A 14,936-nucleotide genomic window follows, 5' to 3' on the forward strand; every position below is an offset into this window, starting at 1 on the left:
ATAGACCACCCCACTGCAAGTAAGGATTTGTTATACTAGTGGTCATGTGTGTAGCTAACATACAAGCCGCAATCCTAGGGTCAAAACAAGGAACATCGCATGACAGACCATTTAGAACAAAATGCCCCGCAGCCCTATAACGATGCGGAAGCGCCACCGTCGACCACACGCCCTGTTATGCAGACAGAAAGCCCTTATGCCAGCACGCGCGGTAGTATCACTAGTAAGCAGCTGCCGTCATTTGATGAAGCGATTATCCATAAATACAATCGTTCAGGGCCGCGCTATACCTCATACCCGACCGCTCTAGAGTTCACGCCCATTCCTGATGAGCTTGGGATAACGAGTCTTGAGACAAAAATCCTCCAGAATCGTGAAGCCCGTGCGCCGCTATCTCTATATTTTCACATTCCATTTTGTCGTCACCTTTGCTACTACTGTGCCTGTAATAAAATTATTACTAAAAAGAACAGCGACTCAGGCGATTATTTACAATACCTTATCGCTGAAGTTAAGCACAAACGACGTCTGCTAGCCACACCCGAAGATGGCAGCAATCCTGTGGTTAAGCAGTTGCACTTAGGCGGCGGTACGCCTACGTTTTTACGTGATGAAGAAATGGTTCAGCTGTGGGAGTTTTTGCAGACGCAGTTTGATTTTTTGCCAGAAGACCAAGGCGACTACTCTATTGAGATTGATCCGCGCGAGCTAAGTGGCGAGACACTAAAAGTATTGCGCAATCTTGGGTTCAATCGCATCAGCTTAGGGGTACAAGATTTGGACGAGACGGTACAAATCGCTGTCAATCGTGTCCATTCAGCCGAGCTGATTGAAAATGTCCTACAGGAGGCACGCGATCTTGGCTTTCACTCTATCAATATCGATTTGATTTATGGTTTGCCGCACCAAACGCCAATGACTTTGGATAAAACCGTGCGCCGCATTATTGAGATGTCACCCGATCGTCTGTCCGTCTTTAACTATGCGCATTTGCCTGAGCGCTTTAAAGCCCAGCGCCAAATCAAAGATGAGGATTTACCAAGCCCAGCTGATAAGCTTGCGATACTTGGTCATACCATCAATACTTTGACAGAAGCGGGTTATCAATATATTGGTATCGATCATTTTGCCAAGCCTGATGACGAGCTGTCCATCGCCCAGCGCGAAGGCAAGTTACATCGCAACTTCCAAGGTTACACCATCATGGGAGACTGTGATTTATTGGGGTTTGGGGTGTCCTCTATCAGCCAAATCGCCAATGCCAATACGCGCTACATTCTACAAAACGACACGGATTTAGAGGCTTATCAGGCCAATATTAATGCAGCGCAAAACAATCCTATGCTGATGCCTGCGGTTAAGGTCATCAAAACGTCTATCAAAGATCGCTTGCGTGAATATGTCATTATGAATTTGCTCTGTCATGACTATATTGACTTTAAGGATGTGAATCAAAAATTCGGGATTGATGCCATTACCTACTTTATCGATGAGATTCAGCAGTTGGGCGAGATGCAAGCAGATCGCTTGATTGATATGGATGCAGCTGGTATTCGTGTCTTACCGAGAGGTCGTCTGCTTGGTCGCAACGTCGCGATGGTGTTCGATGAATATCTTGATAAAACACACAAGAACCGTTTTTCAAAAGCCATCTAAATGGTTTGTCGGATAGAGTCGATACCAAATAAAATAGATGCGTGGTGTTACAAGGCGAGACTGGTACAAATTTTTCTTGCTTGCTGTGCCTACGCGGACAGAGGCTGCAAAAGATTCATCCCAGTCTCGCTGACTCTCTGTTACATTGACTTGACGATAGCTTAATCCGTAATAGTAAAAAAAACCTCAAATGAGATCTTTTTTTATTCTACGATAATGATCATTATCTATCATTAGGCCAATCATCTTATTCAGTAGGCATAACAATATACAGTCTGTTGGCATCTTCTATCGTTTTTTCTTTATCCAAATATTTTTGTTCAATGGTACTTTTTGAATTGGTTATTTCCGTATCGGTCATCGCAAAATCGTCATCATTGAGTAAGCCCAGTGAACCATCTTGACGTAACCATAAGCCTTCAAGCTTATCATGAGGATAATCTAAGGTAGCAAGAACATCGACGACCAGCGTTTTTTTCACGGGCTTGATGTCCATCTCTTTGAGCACTTGCCAATTTTTTTCATTTTCCGCAATCATTTGCTCTAGTGTTTGGCTGTTGATAGTGAGGCCGATATTTTCATCCTGTTTGCTATTTTGGGAGTTTAAAATGGTTTCGATATCAGTTGCTTGCGAAATATCTATTTTGTAAATCAGCTTTTGTGCCGCCTGATCTTGTAGCGGAAATTTGCGGTCATGCTCAATAAGGTAAAATTCATAATTACTAAGTGCAACGATACCCGAGGTCACATGTTGTGCCTTATCAAGACGATACAAATACTGTGCTATTTGACCAGAATTTAAGTCAATCGTAACGATACGCGTCAAACTAGACACACGCCCTGACTCATCAGGATTGTCCATAGAAGATTCCATGATCGCCACGAGTGTGGTCTGGTCTGGCGTAATCGTTAATGCCTCCATACCTCTATTGGCGCGACGCTTAGTAAACTCTGTAGGTAGTAAAACCTGTTTACCGTTAATAATCACATTATTACGCTCATCATGGGGAAATGGATTGATACGCGCAATCTCTACCCCTTCAGCATTATAGTGAACGAGATGGGGACCATATTCATCACTGATCCAAAAACTCCCATTGGTAAGCGCCGCAAGTCCTTCAGGATCCAAACCATTGATATCGGTTTTAATAGGGTTCGTCACTTCATCAAACGGTAGATTTGGGTTCATCGTCATCGGTTGCCCGTTCACACTATAAGGTACCTCATGCGTACCGCCCAAGGCCTTTGGGTTTGGCAATCCAGAGATAGGCTTGCCATGTCTGTCTTTTAGCGCAATGTCTTTTATTTTGGTGATTTGTCCATCAGCTTGCAACTCAAACAGACCGATACATGGCACATAATTTGGCACTAAAAACTGCTTACCTTTACCTGCATACCCTTCAAAATCAGCATTAGGGCCACGATCGGTAAGCACATAGAATTGATTGGCATTGGCAGGATGGGCTGCCGCATCTGAACCATAGCCGCCACCTCGAATCTCAAGCTTTTGGTTAGGATAAGCAGCATTATTGTGCGTCGCATCAAGCACGGTATAAGGTAGTGGACTGCCTTGAGAAAACGCTTTTATATGAATCATGTCCGTATTTACAGGTTGCTGCGTCATTTCTATCTTCCTTGCATCCATATTTTTATTATTGAGTAAAATTATAACGCCTACTAAAAAGCCATAAAAGCAATCTCTAACAAATCGAACTCAAAAAAATAGCCAGCGCGTAACACCCTTACTGACTATTTCTAGTGGCTGACTTTAAATATTGGCTTTAGATATTAAATGTACCGATGTGAAGTACAGATACTATATCTATTAGACTTTTAACTTATCACCAACCATACCTTTCACTGTACTTAAAATGTCAGCAGGTAAGACCACCATTTTTGAGTTATCAGATTCAGCCAAATCGCGAATCGCTTTAATATACTGCTCACCCAGTAAGTAAACAATCGGCATCTCTTCAGTGCCCATCGCACCGGTAATGAGGCGAATGGACTCTTCTGAGCCTTTTGCAAGTACGACTTGTGCTTCGGCATCGCGGCGTGAGGCTTCCAAACGACCATCTGCTTCTAAGATAGCAGCCTGCTTTTGACCATCAGCACGAGTCACTGTCGCACGGCGCTGACGTTCTGCTGCGGCCTGCTCTTCCATCGCCATCTGCATAGTCGATGAAGGATTAATATCCTGAATCTCAACCGTTTTTAGAGTAATACCCCAATCTGCAATGTCTTCTGAGATAGCATGTTTGAGCAATGCTTTGATCTCGTCGCGACTGGATAAGGCGTTATCTAAATCCATCTCACCAATGATTGAACGCAATGACGTTTGTACTAAATTGCGAATACCATATTCATAATCTTCGATACCGTACACCGCTTTGTCTGGACGCACAATATTGATATAAGCGACCGCGTTGGCAATGATCACTACGTTATCGCGAGTAATGACTTCTTGTGATGGGATATCAAGCACAATGTCTTTTGTAGTGACCTTATACGCAATCCTATCAATAAAAGGGATGATTAAGGTAAGACCAGGCTCTAGTGTTTGGCTGTACTTACCCAAACGCTGCACTATCCACTTATAACCCTGCGGTACGATACGCACGCTTTTAAAGACAGTGAACGCAACTAAGGCAACCAACAACAGTAGAACGATGCTCATGCCATTCATGCTACTTATAATATTATTCATAATGCTCTCCTTGAGCCATTGCTATCAAGGGTGCAGCAATGCGGTAACGTCGAATTTATTCACTCATTTAGTCAATTAATTATTTAATCTCTGAAAAAATCTATATCAGTGGCCCATAATTATCAATGTAGCGACTTCATGGTACGCTGACGATATGTCAAATCAAACTTATGAGGAATAATTTTTAAAAATCACTTATCTATAAACTTATTTTTTAGACGGACGCTATCTAAATTGGGCTTATTCAAGTTCAGTCTGCTAGACTTCACTTTATGGGCGATGGGAAGATTGTCAACAGGGTTAATATCAGGACGATTGGCCACAATAGGAGCAGCAATTCGTTTAGTTGGCGCCACTATCAGCTCGTTGCCACTAATGCCTGTCACTACCACTCGATCTCCAACTTCGACTACCTTATTGCCTGTACGGCAAGGCCACTCATCAGCACCCACAATCGGTACATTAAAACGCACCAGCCCCACTACGTTTTTCTGCGGCTTCAGTACTATCATGCCAGTTTCACCGACAATAACACGACTATCCAATCCAGCCTTAGTGCGATTTATGGATAGAGGTTTGATGTATTTGACCCAAGCAAACATAAACAATACCGATAATCCTAACCAGATTAAAACTTGCACAATCAAAGGAACAGGTAATAACCATGATAAAGCAGCGACAATAACAGCAGCTGCTCCAAACCAAAGGCTTGCAAAGGTCGGAATGAATATCTCAGCAATCATCAATACAAAACCTAAAACCAACCAATGCCAAGGTTCAATCATCCAAATAGTTTCAATCATTACTGTATACTCCTGTCCATTCCTACCTTTCAATGTAGCACAATTTGACAACCAATATTGTCTTAAAAATCAATCATATGTTGTTGTTTATTACTGATCGACATTCAAGACATAGAAGTTATCGGTACAGAAAACTGCATAAAAAAAGCGACCACTTAAAGTGATCGCTTCTTATAATTAAGATTCTAGGCTTAGAATTTGTAATGTGCGCCTAAAGTAATGCCATTAGAGTCCACATCGTCTCCACCGTCAAAATCGATAGTTGGATAAAAATTGTACATAGCTTCAACACTTGCCATAGGAGTGATATTGTAGCCAAGACCTAAACCACCAGCCACACCTGTGTCAGAATAACCAAAACTTTCATTTTCGCTAGAATCAAATTTATCAGTATAGTCTACATCGATTTTATTTTTTGCTACACCTAAACGACCTTTTGCATATAGAGCAGTATTTGGAAACGTATAATCATAGGTAGCATACACACCATAAGTGTCTGCACTATACTCAGATTTCTCAGAGCTGTCGTCGAAAGCATCAGCATCGCTAGTGGTCAGATACTCAGCTTCCACACCAAAATTTGGTGTAAATTTATAACCACCATAAACACCATATGATAGCGCGTCATCTTTTGCGTCATCTGGGCTATACTGACCAACTTTCACACCAGCATACGTTTGACCGGTATAATTGATAGCAGCTTGAGCACTAACGCTCAATAAAGTACCCGTTGCTAAAGCTAATAGTGTTTTCTGTAAAATTTTCATTGTAATCCTTAAAGATATTTCAATTAGCAGTTATATTTTTATAAACTGCTGTCTGTCAAAATACCATCTTGTCTGTAGATGATAGTGATATATTAACAATATTATCTCTAAAAGCACACAACTGTTTTTATTTAGTACAATAAAAAAACGACCGCCGAAGCGATCGTTTTTTATATTCTATGCTTTATCAATCAAAAGACTAGAATTTCAATTGTGCGCCAACTGTCATTAGGTCTGCATCACTACCTAACATGTCATATTCAGCTTCGACACTGAAGTCAGAGTTAACTGCATAACCAAGACCTACACCACCAGCAAGACTGGTATCGCTCTTAGAAATTGTTCTTCTGTCAGAGTTCTCAGAAAAAGAGTTACCCTCGATTTTGGTCTTTGCTACACCCAACTTACCTTTTGCATATAAGGCAGTGTTTGGGAAAGCATAACGGTAAGTACCATAGGCACCATAGCTTTTCGCATCGATGTCGCCATTATAATAGTTAGCGTCATCTGAACCTACATATTCAGCTTCAATACCGAAATTAGGATCAAAGTTGTAACCACCATAAACGCCATAAGCAGTTGGATCACTAGCGCCGTCGACATCTAGGTCAAACTGACCGACTTTCAAACCAGCGTATGGTTGACCTGTATAACCGTTACCGTATGATACGGCTGCTTGAGCACCCATGCTTAATAAAGAACCAGCTGCTAGTGCAAGTAAAGTTTTTTGTAGAGTTTTCATTGTTAGCTCCTTCAAGTAAATTTTTACAAACAAGTTATTTATTTATATTGGTCTTTTGACCGCATCGCCTTGTTTGCTAACGATGTGTACATAGTAACAAACTATTTCAAGCACTCTGTCAGTGTTTGATAGTATGGAAGTTAAGATTTGAAAGTATTTATCAGTGCATTGGTTACAAACCCGTAGATATGAAACTTTCTGTTACATCTCATGATTTTGTGCAATACTTCTTACTTATTAAGTCTCCAACATCCGTATATTCAAAATAAAATACAGGACAACTCAGTATGCCAGCTCCTATTCGCGAGCGTTTACAGGCCGCTCTTTTGCAGTTAAAAGAAAAGCAGCAATACCGTCAGCTACCTGATCTTAAGCATCAAGGACGTTATGTCGTCAATAATGGCAAAACTTTATTAAATATTGCCAGTAACGACTATCTTGGATTGAGCGGTGACATAACGCTGCAACGCGAATTCTTTGAGTACATGCAGCTGTCCGCAGCGCACTTACCTAAGATGAGTGCCACCTCATCGCGTCTTTTGACGGGCAATGACACACAATTGCAAATGCTGGAAAACGAGTTACAGCAATGGTATCGAATGGCAGTAAATGGACAAAATAGTTCAGCTACGAAGTCAGCTTTGGTACTGAACAGCGGCTATCACGCCAACATTGGTATTTTACCAGCCCTCACGGCCTTGCCCGTTAAAACCCTTATTTTGGCTGACAAACTGGTGCACGCTAGTATCATTGACGGTATTCGCTTGAGCCAAAATAAATTATGTACCTATCGGCGCTATCGCCATAATGATTATGAGCACTTGGCAACTCTACTAGCACAAGTTGAAGATGATGTTGAGCGTATCATTATCATGACCGAAAGTATCTTTAGTATGGATGGCGACCGTGCAGACTTACAGGCCTTGGTACGCTTAAAAGCATCAGACAGTCGTATCGAGTTATACGTAGATGAAGCGCACGCGGTCGGCGTCTTTGGCAATCAAGGCTGCGGGCTGGCAGAAGAAACACGAACCCTTGCTGATATTGATTACTTGATAGGTACATTTGGTAAAGCGTTTGCGTCAATCGGTGCGTATGTCCTATGCGATGACGCTGTTAAATCGTGGCTAATCAATCACATGCGCCCGCTTGTCTTTAGTACCGCGTTACCACCGATCAATCATGCGTGGACACGTTTTATTTTGGCAAAAATGCCGCAACTGCACGTGCGGAGACAACATTTGGCACAAATCTCTTTACAACTCGGCCAAGCTATCAGCCCATTGCATCGTTTATCATCAGCGCCGCAAGAGACTACTTATCAGTCCCCGATTGTGCCTTACATATTGGGTGATAATACCCGAACCATTGCCAAAGCAGCGCAGCTACAGGCAGCTGGATTTTATGCCCTACCCATCAGACCGCCAACAGTGCCTGCCAATACAGCACGCATTCGATTGGTAATGAATGCCAGTATAAGCACGGCAGACTGTCAGCGTTTGATCGCACACTTATAATTGAAAAAACGTCCCTTAAAATTTTCCAAACAACCACTCATGACATTTTGGATTGCATAAACGTTATGAAAGACTCTAACCCACTGTACGACCTAAGCACCCGAAAACAGAACATCGCTCGTCATTTTGCACAGGCTAACGACTACGATCAGCATGCTCATATCCAGCAGCATATCTGTCAATATCTGCTTACTTGCGTCGCGCAGCCATATCAAGATAGTGTGCTTGAAGTGGGTGCAGGTACTGGGCAGTTGACCCAGTTACTGGCAGCAACGCTACAAAGCAAACGCTGGATCATCAATGAGCTGTGCGCTCAGCAAAGAGCACATTTACAGTCTATATTACCCACGGCACAATTACGTATTGGTGATGCAGAAACAATGGATTTTGAAACAAATCACAGCTTAATTATCAGTGCCAATGCCATACAGTGGTTTGATGATCCATTACGTTTCATACCGCAGTCATCAGCGCGGCTACAAGCTGGCGGACAACTACTGCTAAGCACTTTTACGCCCGATAATTTTTTGCAAATTAGAACGCTTACCGGGCAAGGACTAGATTATCCAACCATTGAGGCGTGGCGGTCAGCCTTAGATGATGCCAAACTTAGTCAGATTCAGCTATCGATTCAGCGCTTCGATATACCGTTTGCCCGACCATACGATGTGCTAAAACATATGAAAATGACTGGTGTATCGACCAATCAGACCCAATTGCCCAGCACAGTAGACGAACAAAGCGTCGCGACTTTTAGATGGACGAAAACACGTTTGCAGCAGTTTGAACGTGAATATTGGCAACAGTTTTCAGGACAGGATGAGAATGGACAACCCTGTGTATATCTAACTTATGACGTACTCATCATTGAAGCCTATCAGCCATAAAAAAACGCACCTCGAAAGGTGCGTTTTTTATTTTGATACTAGATGATTTTAAGAAGTATTATTTCTTATCATCATTAACTTCAGTGAACTCAGCATCAACGACGTCGTCATTGGCCTGATTGCTCTCTGCTGCATTGTCCGCGCCTTGTTGGAACTGGCTTGGATCCATACCTTCTGCGCCTGCACCGCTATCAGCATAAATCTTCTGGCTGATTGGCAAGAAAGCATTGTCTAACGCTTCAAGCTTGGCTTTGATGTCATCATGATCATCTTCTTTAGCCGCTGTTTCAAGATCAGTAATCGCTGTATCAACGGTTGCTTTTTCTTCATCAGTCACTTTGTCACCAGCTTCTTTCAATGCTTTTTGTACAGCATGGATACGGCCGTCAGCTTCGTTACGTACTTGCGCAAGGTTTGCGAATTTCTCATCTTCAGCTGCGTTGGCTTCAGCGTCACGCACCATTTGTTCAACTTCTTCATCCGACAAACCAGAATCCGCTTTAATCTGGATGCTTTGTGCTTTACCAGTACCTTTGTCTTTCGCCGAAATGTTCATGATACCATCAGCGTTAATGTCAAAAGTAACTTCGATTTGCGGTAGACCACGTGGTGCTGGTGGAATGTCCGTCAGATCAAAACGGCCAAGCTGTTTGTTTTGATTCGCGATTTTACGTTCACCTTGATACACCTGAATAGTAACAGCAGGCTGGTTGTCTTCAGCCGTTGAGAATACCTGTGACTTCTTAGTAGGAATCATGGTGTTTTTCTCAATGATTGGCGTCATGACACCGCCCATCGTTTCGATACCAAGAGTAAGTGGCGTCACATCAAGTAGCAATACGTCAGTTTTTTCACCAGACAATACCGCGCCTTGGATTGCGGCACCCGCTGCTACTGCTTCATCAGGGTTCACATCTTTACGTGGTTCTTGACCGAAGAAATCTTGTACTTTTTGCTGTACAAGTGGCATACGCGTCTGACCACCAACTAAGATGACGTCATCGATATCACCAATTTTTAGGCCAGCATCTTCTAGAGCAATCTTACAAGGACCCATAGTACGTTGTACGAGCGCTTCAGTGAGACTTTCTAGTTTTGAGCGACTGATTGTCACAACCAAATGCTTAGGACCACTGCTGTCGGCGGTGATGTATGGCAAGTTCACTTCAGTACTTTGTGCACTTGACAGCTCGATCTTCGCTTTTTCTGCGGCTTCTTTTAGACGCTGCATCGCCAATGAGTCACCTTTTAGGTTAACATCTTGGTCTTTTTTGAACTCATCTACCAGATAATCAATCAAAGCTGAATCGAAATCTTCACCACCAAGGAATGTATCACCGTTGGTTGCAAGTACTTCAAACTGTTGCTCGCCATCAACGTCTGCAATCTCAATGATTGAGATATCAAAAGTACCACCACCTAAGTCATAAACAGCAACGGTGCTATCGCCTTGCTTTTTGTCCATACCATAAGCAAGCGCGGCGGCAGTTGGCTCGTTGATGATACGTTTTACATCAAGACCTGCAATTTTACCCGCATCTTTTGTGGCTTGACGCTGTGAGTCATTGAAGTAAGCAGGTACAGTTACAACCGCTTCAGTTACGCTTTCACCAAGATAATCTTCTGCGGTTTTTTTCATTTTCTTTAAGATTTCAGCAGAAACCTGTGGTGGTGCAAGTTTTTTACCGTTGATTTCTACCCAGGCATCACCGTTGTCGGCTTTGGCGATTTTATAAGGCACCATACCGATGTCTTTTTGCACAACTTTGTCATCAAAACGACGACCAATCAAGCGCTTAATCGCAAACAACGTATTGTTTGGGTTGGTGACTGCTTGACGTTTGGCTGACTGTCCGACCAAGGTTTCATCATTTTTGTATGCGACGATCGATGGAGTTGTACGAGTACCTTCGGCGTTTTCAATGACTTTAACTTTGTCACCTTCCATCACTGCGACACATGAGTTAGTCGTACCTAGATCAATACCAATTACTTTACCCATAATCAATTGCTCCTAATTGTTTTAAATATAAATAGTTTTATGTGCTGACCGTGATCGGTCACTGTTAATATATATCGGTTTATCCATTGATTTTTTCAAGTCAACAAGCCAGCAAAAGTGGCCTTTCCTGTGACTTTTTGTGATAAACCCTAATATTAGTAGGGTTTATCACTTTGAATCTTATTGTCCAACACGTACCATTGCTGGGCGCAATAGACGTCCATTCAAGCTATAACCCTTTTGTAAGACAGTACCGACGGTATCCGCCTCTGCGTCTGCATCGATACCAACGGCTTCATGCAGGTCTGCATTGAATTTTCCACCTTGTGGATCAACCGCTTCTACGCCGTTTTTATTCAGTACTGCTAAAAGGGCTTTATGCGTCAATTGCACGCCTTCCGTAACTGGATCATTGGCGTCAGCGTTTTCCATCGCGCGCTCTAAGTTATCAACAATCTCTAATAACTCTTTGGCAAATTTTTGCAAAGCGAATTTTTTGCTTTTGTCTGCTTCTTGTTCCATACGCTTTTGTGCGTTGTAAGCTTCTGCATTGGCACGAGCAGTGCCTTCTTTGGCTTGCTTAACTTCGCCTTCTAATTCAGCAATACGGGTTTTAAAAGTATCGAGATCGATTTCATTGTCGATAACCATCTCATCACCTGAATTGTTCTTAGGATTAAACTCTTTCATGGTTTCTTCTAAAATGCTGTCACTGTGATCAATATTATCATGCACCACATTCTGCTCAGGGGATTCGTGATTGGTCTGTTGCTCGCTCATGATGGCTCCTTAAAATGTTAATAATGACGATGGTTGTCAGGCATAATAAACTTGCTAAACGCTAGCTATATCGTGCCTTTATTGGGTACTTAACCGTTGTTACTCATTGTTCTTATAAATGCGCTTTACTAGCTGCTTGATAAAGGTGGTAGGTATAAATTTCAAGCCTAAAACACAGGAATTTTTCTCATTTGCAACAAATACTATTTAAATGAAGTGAAAAGTGCCTATAAGATGGCTTGCTATTCCTTCGAGGCATTCTAATATGTGCCTGTAGGTTGCATACAAACCCGTCATTTATTCCAATTTTTTTACTATTCAATCCTAAGTCATTACCAAAGTATACCCAACTCTATCGGTGATTCCTTTATCATTATCATTGCCACAAATAGTAAGATTTACCCTAAGGCAAACGCTATTGTAAGACAGCGAATACTGCCAATCATTTATGAGAAGTATTATGTCCAAATCAATTGTATTATCCGTTAATACTTTATTGAACAAAGCGTTGATGACGTTGAAACCTTTTTCCTATCAACCCCATACCCTGCATCATGCTATGAAAAGCTTGGGTCATCTGCCCACCCCTGTGTTAGAGCGTTTGATTACCCATTTAAAAGGGCCTACGGCAGAACAGTATCCGCATGCCAATGCCCATCTGCGTTTAATTCTCGCGGTAAATCGAAAGCTTAAAGTACCATTAGACCTTACGCCCATGCATGAGCTGCGTGAAAGGTTTGCCGCCGATGCCGTTGCCATGCAAGCGCCGAAGGTATGGAAAAAAGCCAATGACACTATATTTGGCAATATTAAGCTCAGCAATATCAGACGCTTTACCAAAAAAGGCGAGACAATTATTCACTGGGAAGATATTTTGATTGCTGATGCTGACGACGGTGATATGACGGTTCGCTGTTATCAAGCGGGCGTGGGTTCTAAGAGGATGAGTTTTAAAAAGCGCCGTATTCCTAATCCCGATGAAACCGTGATGCTGTTCTTTCATGGTGGTGGATTTTGTATTGGCGATATCGACACCCATCATGAGTTTTGTCATACCGTTTGCGAACGCACGGGTTGGGCGGTTGTCAGCGTTGATTACCGCTTAGCGCCAGAAAACCCTACGCCTACGGCTTTAAGAGATTGTATCGCTGCTTATGCTTGGTTGGCTGAGCATTGCCATACTCTAAATGCGCTACCGTCACGTATTGTTTTAGCGGGTGATAGTGCGGGTGGCGGATTGTCTACTTTGCTGGCTCAGCAGCTGACTGCGCCAACTGTCCATGATTGGCTAAATTTGGGCGTCGATGGTCAAACGATGTTTAACTTGTTAGAAGGCTTACCCAAGCCACTAGCGCAAATGCCTATCTATCCTTTAACGGACGTTGAAACGGATTATCCAAGCTGGGAGTTATACGGCGACGGCTTACTACTGGATCATGCCGATGTAGCGGTATTTGGAGATGCTTGTTTCAAAGACAGCCTATTGCCTCGCCAGCATATCCTTAATGTTCCCATACTTGGTGACAACCGTAAAGTGTGTGCCACTTATATCGTTGCAGCTGAGCTGGATGTATTGCGTGATCAAGCATTTGCTTATGCCAAGCAATTACAAAGCCATGGGGTTTTGGTCAAGACACATACAGTACTTGGCGCGCCGCACGGCTTTATTCATTTTATGAGCGTTCACCCGGGTTTGGGTCAAGAGACCAATGACATTATCGACGGCTTTGCTCGCTTTGTGCACGATCTTCTGAGTGTTGAATCTCAATTAGCCGCCTAGTTGTTATTTATCAACTTATCAGTGCAATTTTCCAGCTGTATTCCCAATCAAGCTAATCAACCAAATCTCTGAGCGTGATCCCAATCGAAAAGGAATTCCCCAAAAGCCATAGCCAGAGGACACCACAAAGTGTCCTTTGCCAATGGCTTCATGGCCATATCCTACACGGTTAATGGCACTTACGATAAAATTTGCCGGAAATACCTGTCCGTTGTGCGTGTGCCCTGATACTTGTAAATCAATGGGTAACTGGCTGTGTGCTGTAATATCGCTCGGCCTATGATCGAGCAAGATAACTGGCAGATTTGTATCTACTTGCACCAATAGCTCAGTGGTCGCCACACGCTGATGCTTGTGATTGTCAAAACGACCAACCAACCAAACACGTTCGCCCTCATGCTCTATACATATCGCCTCATCGTTTAATAACTTCATACCAGTGCTGCGTAGTGCTGTACTAATCGGCTGTTCGTGACCATACAGATCATGGTTGCCTAGTGTGGCATAAACGCCGTACGGTACGCTATCAACCAGCTTCGTCAAATTAACTGCCATATTATAGTCATTAAATGCCTTTGTATTGTCATCCATGATGTCGCCTGGCATAAGCAATATGCCTGCTTTGTTTTGCACCATCAATCGCTGTAACCTATCTATCGCGCTATTGCCAAACAATCGCCCTATGTGTAAATCACTGGCTACCGCAATCTTTAATGTCTTAGATAGAGGCTTGTCGATACGGATGGACAATCTGCGTACGACAGGGACGTAGGCACTGTATAGTGCATACATAAACAATCCCAAAAAAATCACCAACGCCAGCACTCGTAAGCCAAGATCGCCTGAAAAATTTATATTGATTGCTAGGCCTGTGAACGAAGTTATTAACCAATATCCGCCATAGACTAAGCTCGTGATCAAAGCTGTGAGTAGCATAAAATGCATAACCAACATCCACCCACTTATCCAGCGATAGCTATTGGCAAAAACTCGTTTGACGCTTAGTAAGAGCAAGGTATTGGTAAAAACAAATACGATAATCCATATGGCAGTTTGTAAAGTAGGTGTCTGCCAAGGCTGTAGCCACCATTGTAAGCTCATAGCTGCGCCAAAACTAAAGAGCTGCAATAGCAAAAAAATGGTGATAAAAAATGCGTAGCGCATGGGTATCCTTGATTGTTACTATTCAAACTGCCTTACTAAATAGTGGGGGCTAAAACCAAAATAAACACCAACTGTATTTGATGTCTATAAAGAGACCTCCTCTATCCTTATTTGTCATCGCAAAGGTTTTT

Annotated in this window: 11 protein-coding genes and 1 pseudogene; 4 read left to right on the forward strand and 8 right to left on the reverse strand. The window is 42.6% G+C overall.

The window, feature by feature from the left end; translation table 11 throughout:
- The first annotated feature begins 177 nt into the window (after positions 1-177).
- Complete coding sequence (hemN, locus tag ACT3TH_RS10795) at positions 178-1,656, forward strand: oxygen-independent coproporphyrinogen III oxidase (RefSeq protein WP_444755903.1); 1,479 nt, start codon at positions 178-180, stop codon at positions 1,654-1,656.
- A 247-nt stretch (positions 1,657-1,903) separates the two neighbouring features.
- Here the strand turns inward: hemN and ACT3TH_RS10800 are convergent, their stop codons facing one another.
- The 5 genes and pseudogenes from ACT3TH_RS10800 to ACT3TH_RS10820 all read right to left on the reverse strand — a co-directional run bounded on the left by ACT3TH_RS10800 (position 1,904) and on the right by ACT3TH_RS10820 (position 6,675).
- The gene (locus ACT3TH_RS10800) at positions 1,904-3,280 is read right to left on the reverse strand and encodes an esterase-like activity of phytase family protein (protein WP_444755835.1); all 1,377 of its coding nucleotides are present in this window, start codon (positions 3,278-3,280) and stop codon (positions 1,904-1,906) included.
- Positions 3,281-3,481: 201 nt separating this feature from the next.
- Positions 3,482-4,342: an SPFH domain-containing protein gene (locus ACT3TH_RS10805; protein ID WP_444755904.1), complete on the reverse strand. Its 861-nt coding sequence runs from the start codon at positions 4,340-4,342 to the stop codon at positions 3,482-3,484.
- A 368-nt stretch (positions 4,343-4,710) separates the two neighbouring features.
- A pseudogene (locus ACT3TH_RS10810) lies at positions 4,711-5,166 on the reverse strand (NfeD family protein); the annotation flags it as partial.
- A gap of 191 nt (positions 5,167-5,357) precedes the next feature.
- Positions 5,358-5,933 (reverse strand): porin family protein, encoded by a 576-nt coding sequence (locus tag ACT3TH_RS10815; RefSeq protein ID WP_444755836.1) that lies wholly within the window; start codon positions 5,931-5,933, stop codon positions 5,358-5,360.
- A gap of 199 nt (positions 5,934-6,132) precedes the next feature.
- A complete protein-coding gene (locus ACT3TH_RS10820; protein WP_444755837.1) occupies positions 6,133-6,675 on the reverse strand; it encodes a porin family protein in 543 nt (180 codons plus the stop codon).
- 287 nt (positions 6,676-6,962) lie between these two features.
- Between ACT3TH_RS10820 and ACT3TH_RS10825 the strand changes: the two genes are divergently transcribed.
- Together ACT3TH_RS10825 and ACT3TH_RS10830 are read left to right on the forward strand one after the other, a co-directional pair.
- Positions 6,963-8,192 (forward strand): 8-amino-7-oxononanoate synthase, encoded by a 1,230-nt coding sequence (locus tag ACT3TH_RS10825; protein ID WP_444755838.1) that lies wholly within the window; start codon positions 6,963-6,965, stop codon positions 8,190-8,192.
- A gap of 65 nt (positions 8,193-8,257) precedes the next feature.
- Entirely contained in the window at positions 8,258-9,079 is an 822-nt protein-coding gene (locus tag ACT3TH_RS10830) for a methyltransferase domain-containing protein (RefSeq protein WP_444755839.1), read from the forward strand.
- Between the two features lie 58 nt (positions 9,080-9,137).
- Here the strand turns inward: ACT3TH_RS10830 and dnaK are convergent, their stop codons facing one another.
- Positions 9,138-11,081, reverse strand: coding sequence for a molecular chaperone DnaK (gene dnaK, locus ACT3TH_RS10835; protein ID WP_444755840.1), 1,944 nt, complete (start codon positions 11,079-11,081; stop codon positions 9,138-9,140).
- A 180-nt stretch (positions 11,082-11,261) separates the two neighbouring features.
- Positions 11,262-11,861 carry a nucleotide exchange factor GrpE gene (gene grpE / locus ACT3TH_RS10840; protein WP_444755841.1) on the reverse strand — a complete coding sequence of 200 codons (600 nt, stop codon included), beginning with the start codon at positions 11,859-11,861 and terminating at the stop codon, positions 11,262-11,264.
- A 460-nt stretch (positions 11,862-12,321) separates the two neighbouring features.
- Here grpE and ACT3TH_RS10845 point away from each other — a divergent pair, with 460 nt between their 5' ends.
- Positions 12,322-13,641, forward strand: a complete 1,320-nt coding sequence (locus tag ACT3TH_RS10845; protein ID WP_444755842.1) for an alpha/beta hydrolase — start codon at positions 12,322-12,324, stop codon at positions 13,639-13,641.
- An 18-nt stretch (positions 13,642-13,659) separates the two neighbouring features.
- Here ACT3TH_RS10845 and ACT3TH_RS10850 read toward each other — a convergent pair whose 3' ends face one another.
- Positions 13,660-14,805 carry a metallophosphoesterase gene (locus ACT3TH_RS10850; RefSeq protein ID WP_444755843.1) on the reverse strand — a complete coding sequence of 382 codons (1,146 nt, stop codon included), beginning with the start codon at positions 14,803-14,805 and terminating at the stop codon, positions 13,660-13,662.
- Positions 14,806-14,936 lie beyond the last annotated feature (131 nt).

The organism is Psychrobacter sp. AOP22-C1-C5, from assembly GCF_052378885.1.
In the GTDB taxonomy this organism is placed as follows: Bacteria; Pseudomonadota; Gammaproteobacteria; order Pseudomonadales; family Moraxellaceae; genus Psychrobacter.

What these genes read in the sequence shown, in the direction of transcription:
- dnaK (WP_444755840.1), bottom strand. Translation starts at nt 11,081, where the DNA reads ATGGGTAAAGTAATTGGTATTGATCTAGGTACGACTAACTCATGTGTC.
- ACT3TH_RS10825 (WP_444755838.1), top strand. Translation starts at nt 6,963, where the DNA reads ATGCCAGCTCCTATTCGCGAGCGTTTACAGGCCGCTCTTTTGCAGTTA.
- ACT3TH_RS10830 (WP_444755839.1), top strand. Translation starts at nt 8,258, where the DNA reads ATGAAAGACTCTAACCCACTGTACGACCTAAGCACCCGAAAACAGAAC.
- ACT3TH_RS10800 (WP_444755835.1), bottom strand. Translation starts at nt 3,280, where the DNA reads ATGACGCAGCAACCTGTAAATACGGACATGATTCATATAAAAGCGTTT.
- ACT3TH_RS10845 (WP_444755842.1), top strand. Translation starts at nt 12,322, where the DNA reads ATGTCCAAATCAATTGTATTATCCGTTAATACTTTATTGAACAAAGCG.
- grpE (WP_444755841.1), bottom strand. Translation starts at nt 11,861, where the DNA reads ATGAGCGAGCAACAGACCAATCACGAATCCCCTGAGCAGAATGTGGTG.
- ACT3TH_RS10850 (WP_444755843.1), bottom strand. Translation starts at nt 14,805, where the DNA reads ATGCGCTACGCATTTTTTATCACCATTTTTTTGCTATTGCAGCTCTTT.
- hemN (WP_444755903.1), top strand. Translation starts at nt 178, where the DNA reads ATGCAGACAGAAAGCCCTTATGCCAGCACGCGCGGTAGTATCACTAGT.
- ACT3TH_RS10820 (WP_444755837.1), bottom strand. Translation starts at nt 6,675, where the DNA reads ATGAAAACTCTACAAAAAACTTTACTTGCACTAGCAGCTGGTTCTTTA.
- ACT3TH_RS10815 (WP_444755836.1), bottom strand. Translation starts at nt 5,933, where the DNA reads ATGAAAATTTTACAGAAAACACTATTAGCTTTAGCAACGGGTACTTTA.
- ACT3TH_RS10805 (WP_444755904.1), bottom strand. Translation starts at nt 4,342, where the DNA reads ATGAATGGCATGAGCATCGTTCTACTGTTGTTGGTTGCCTTAGTTGCG.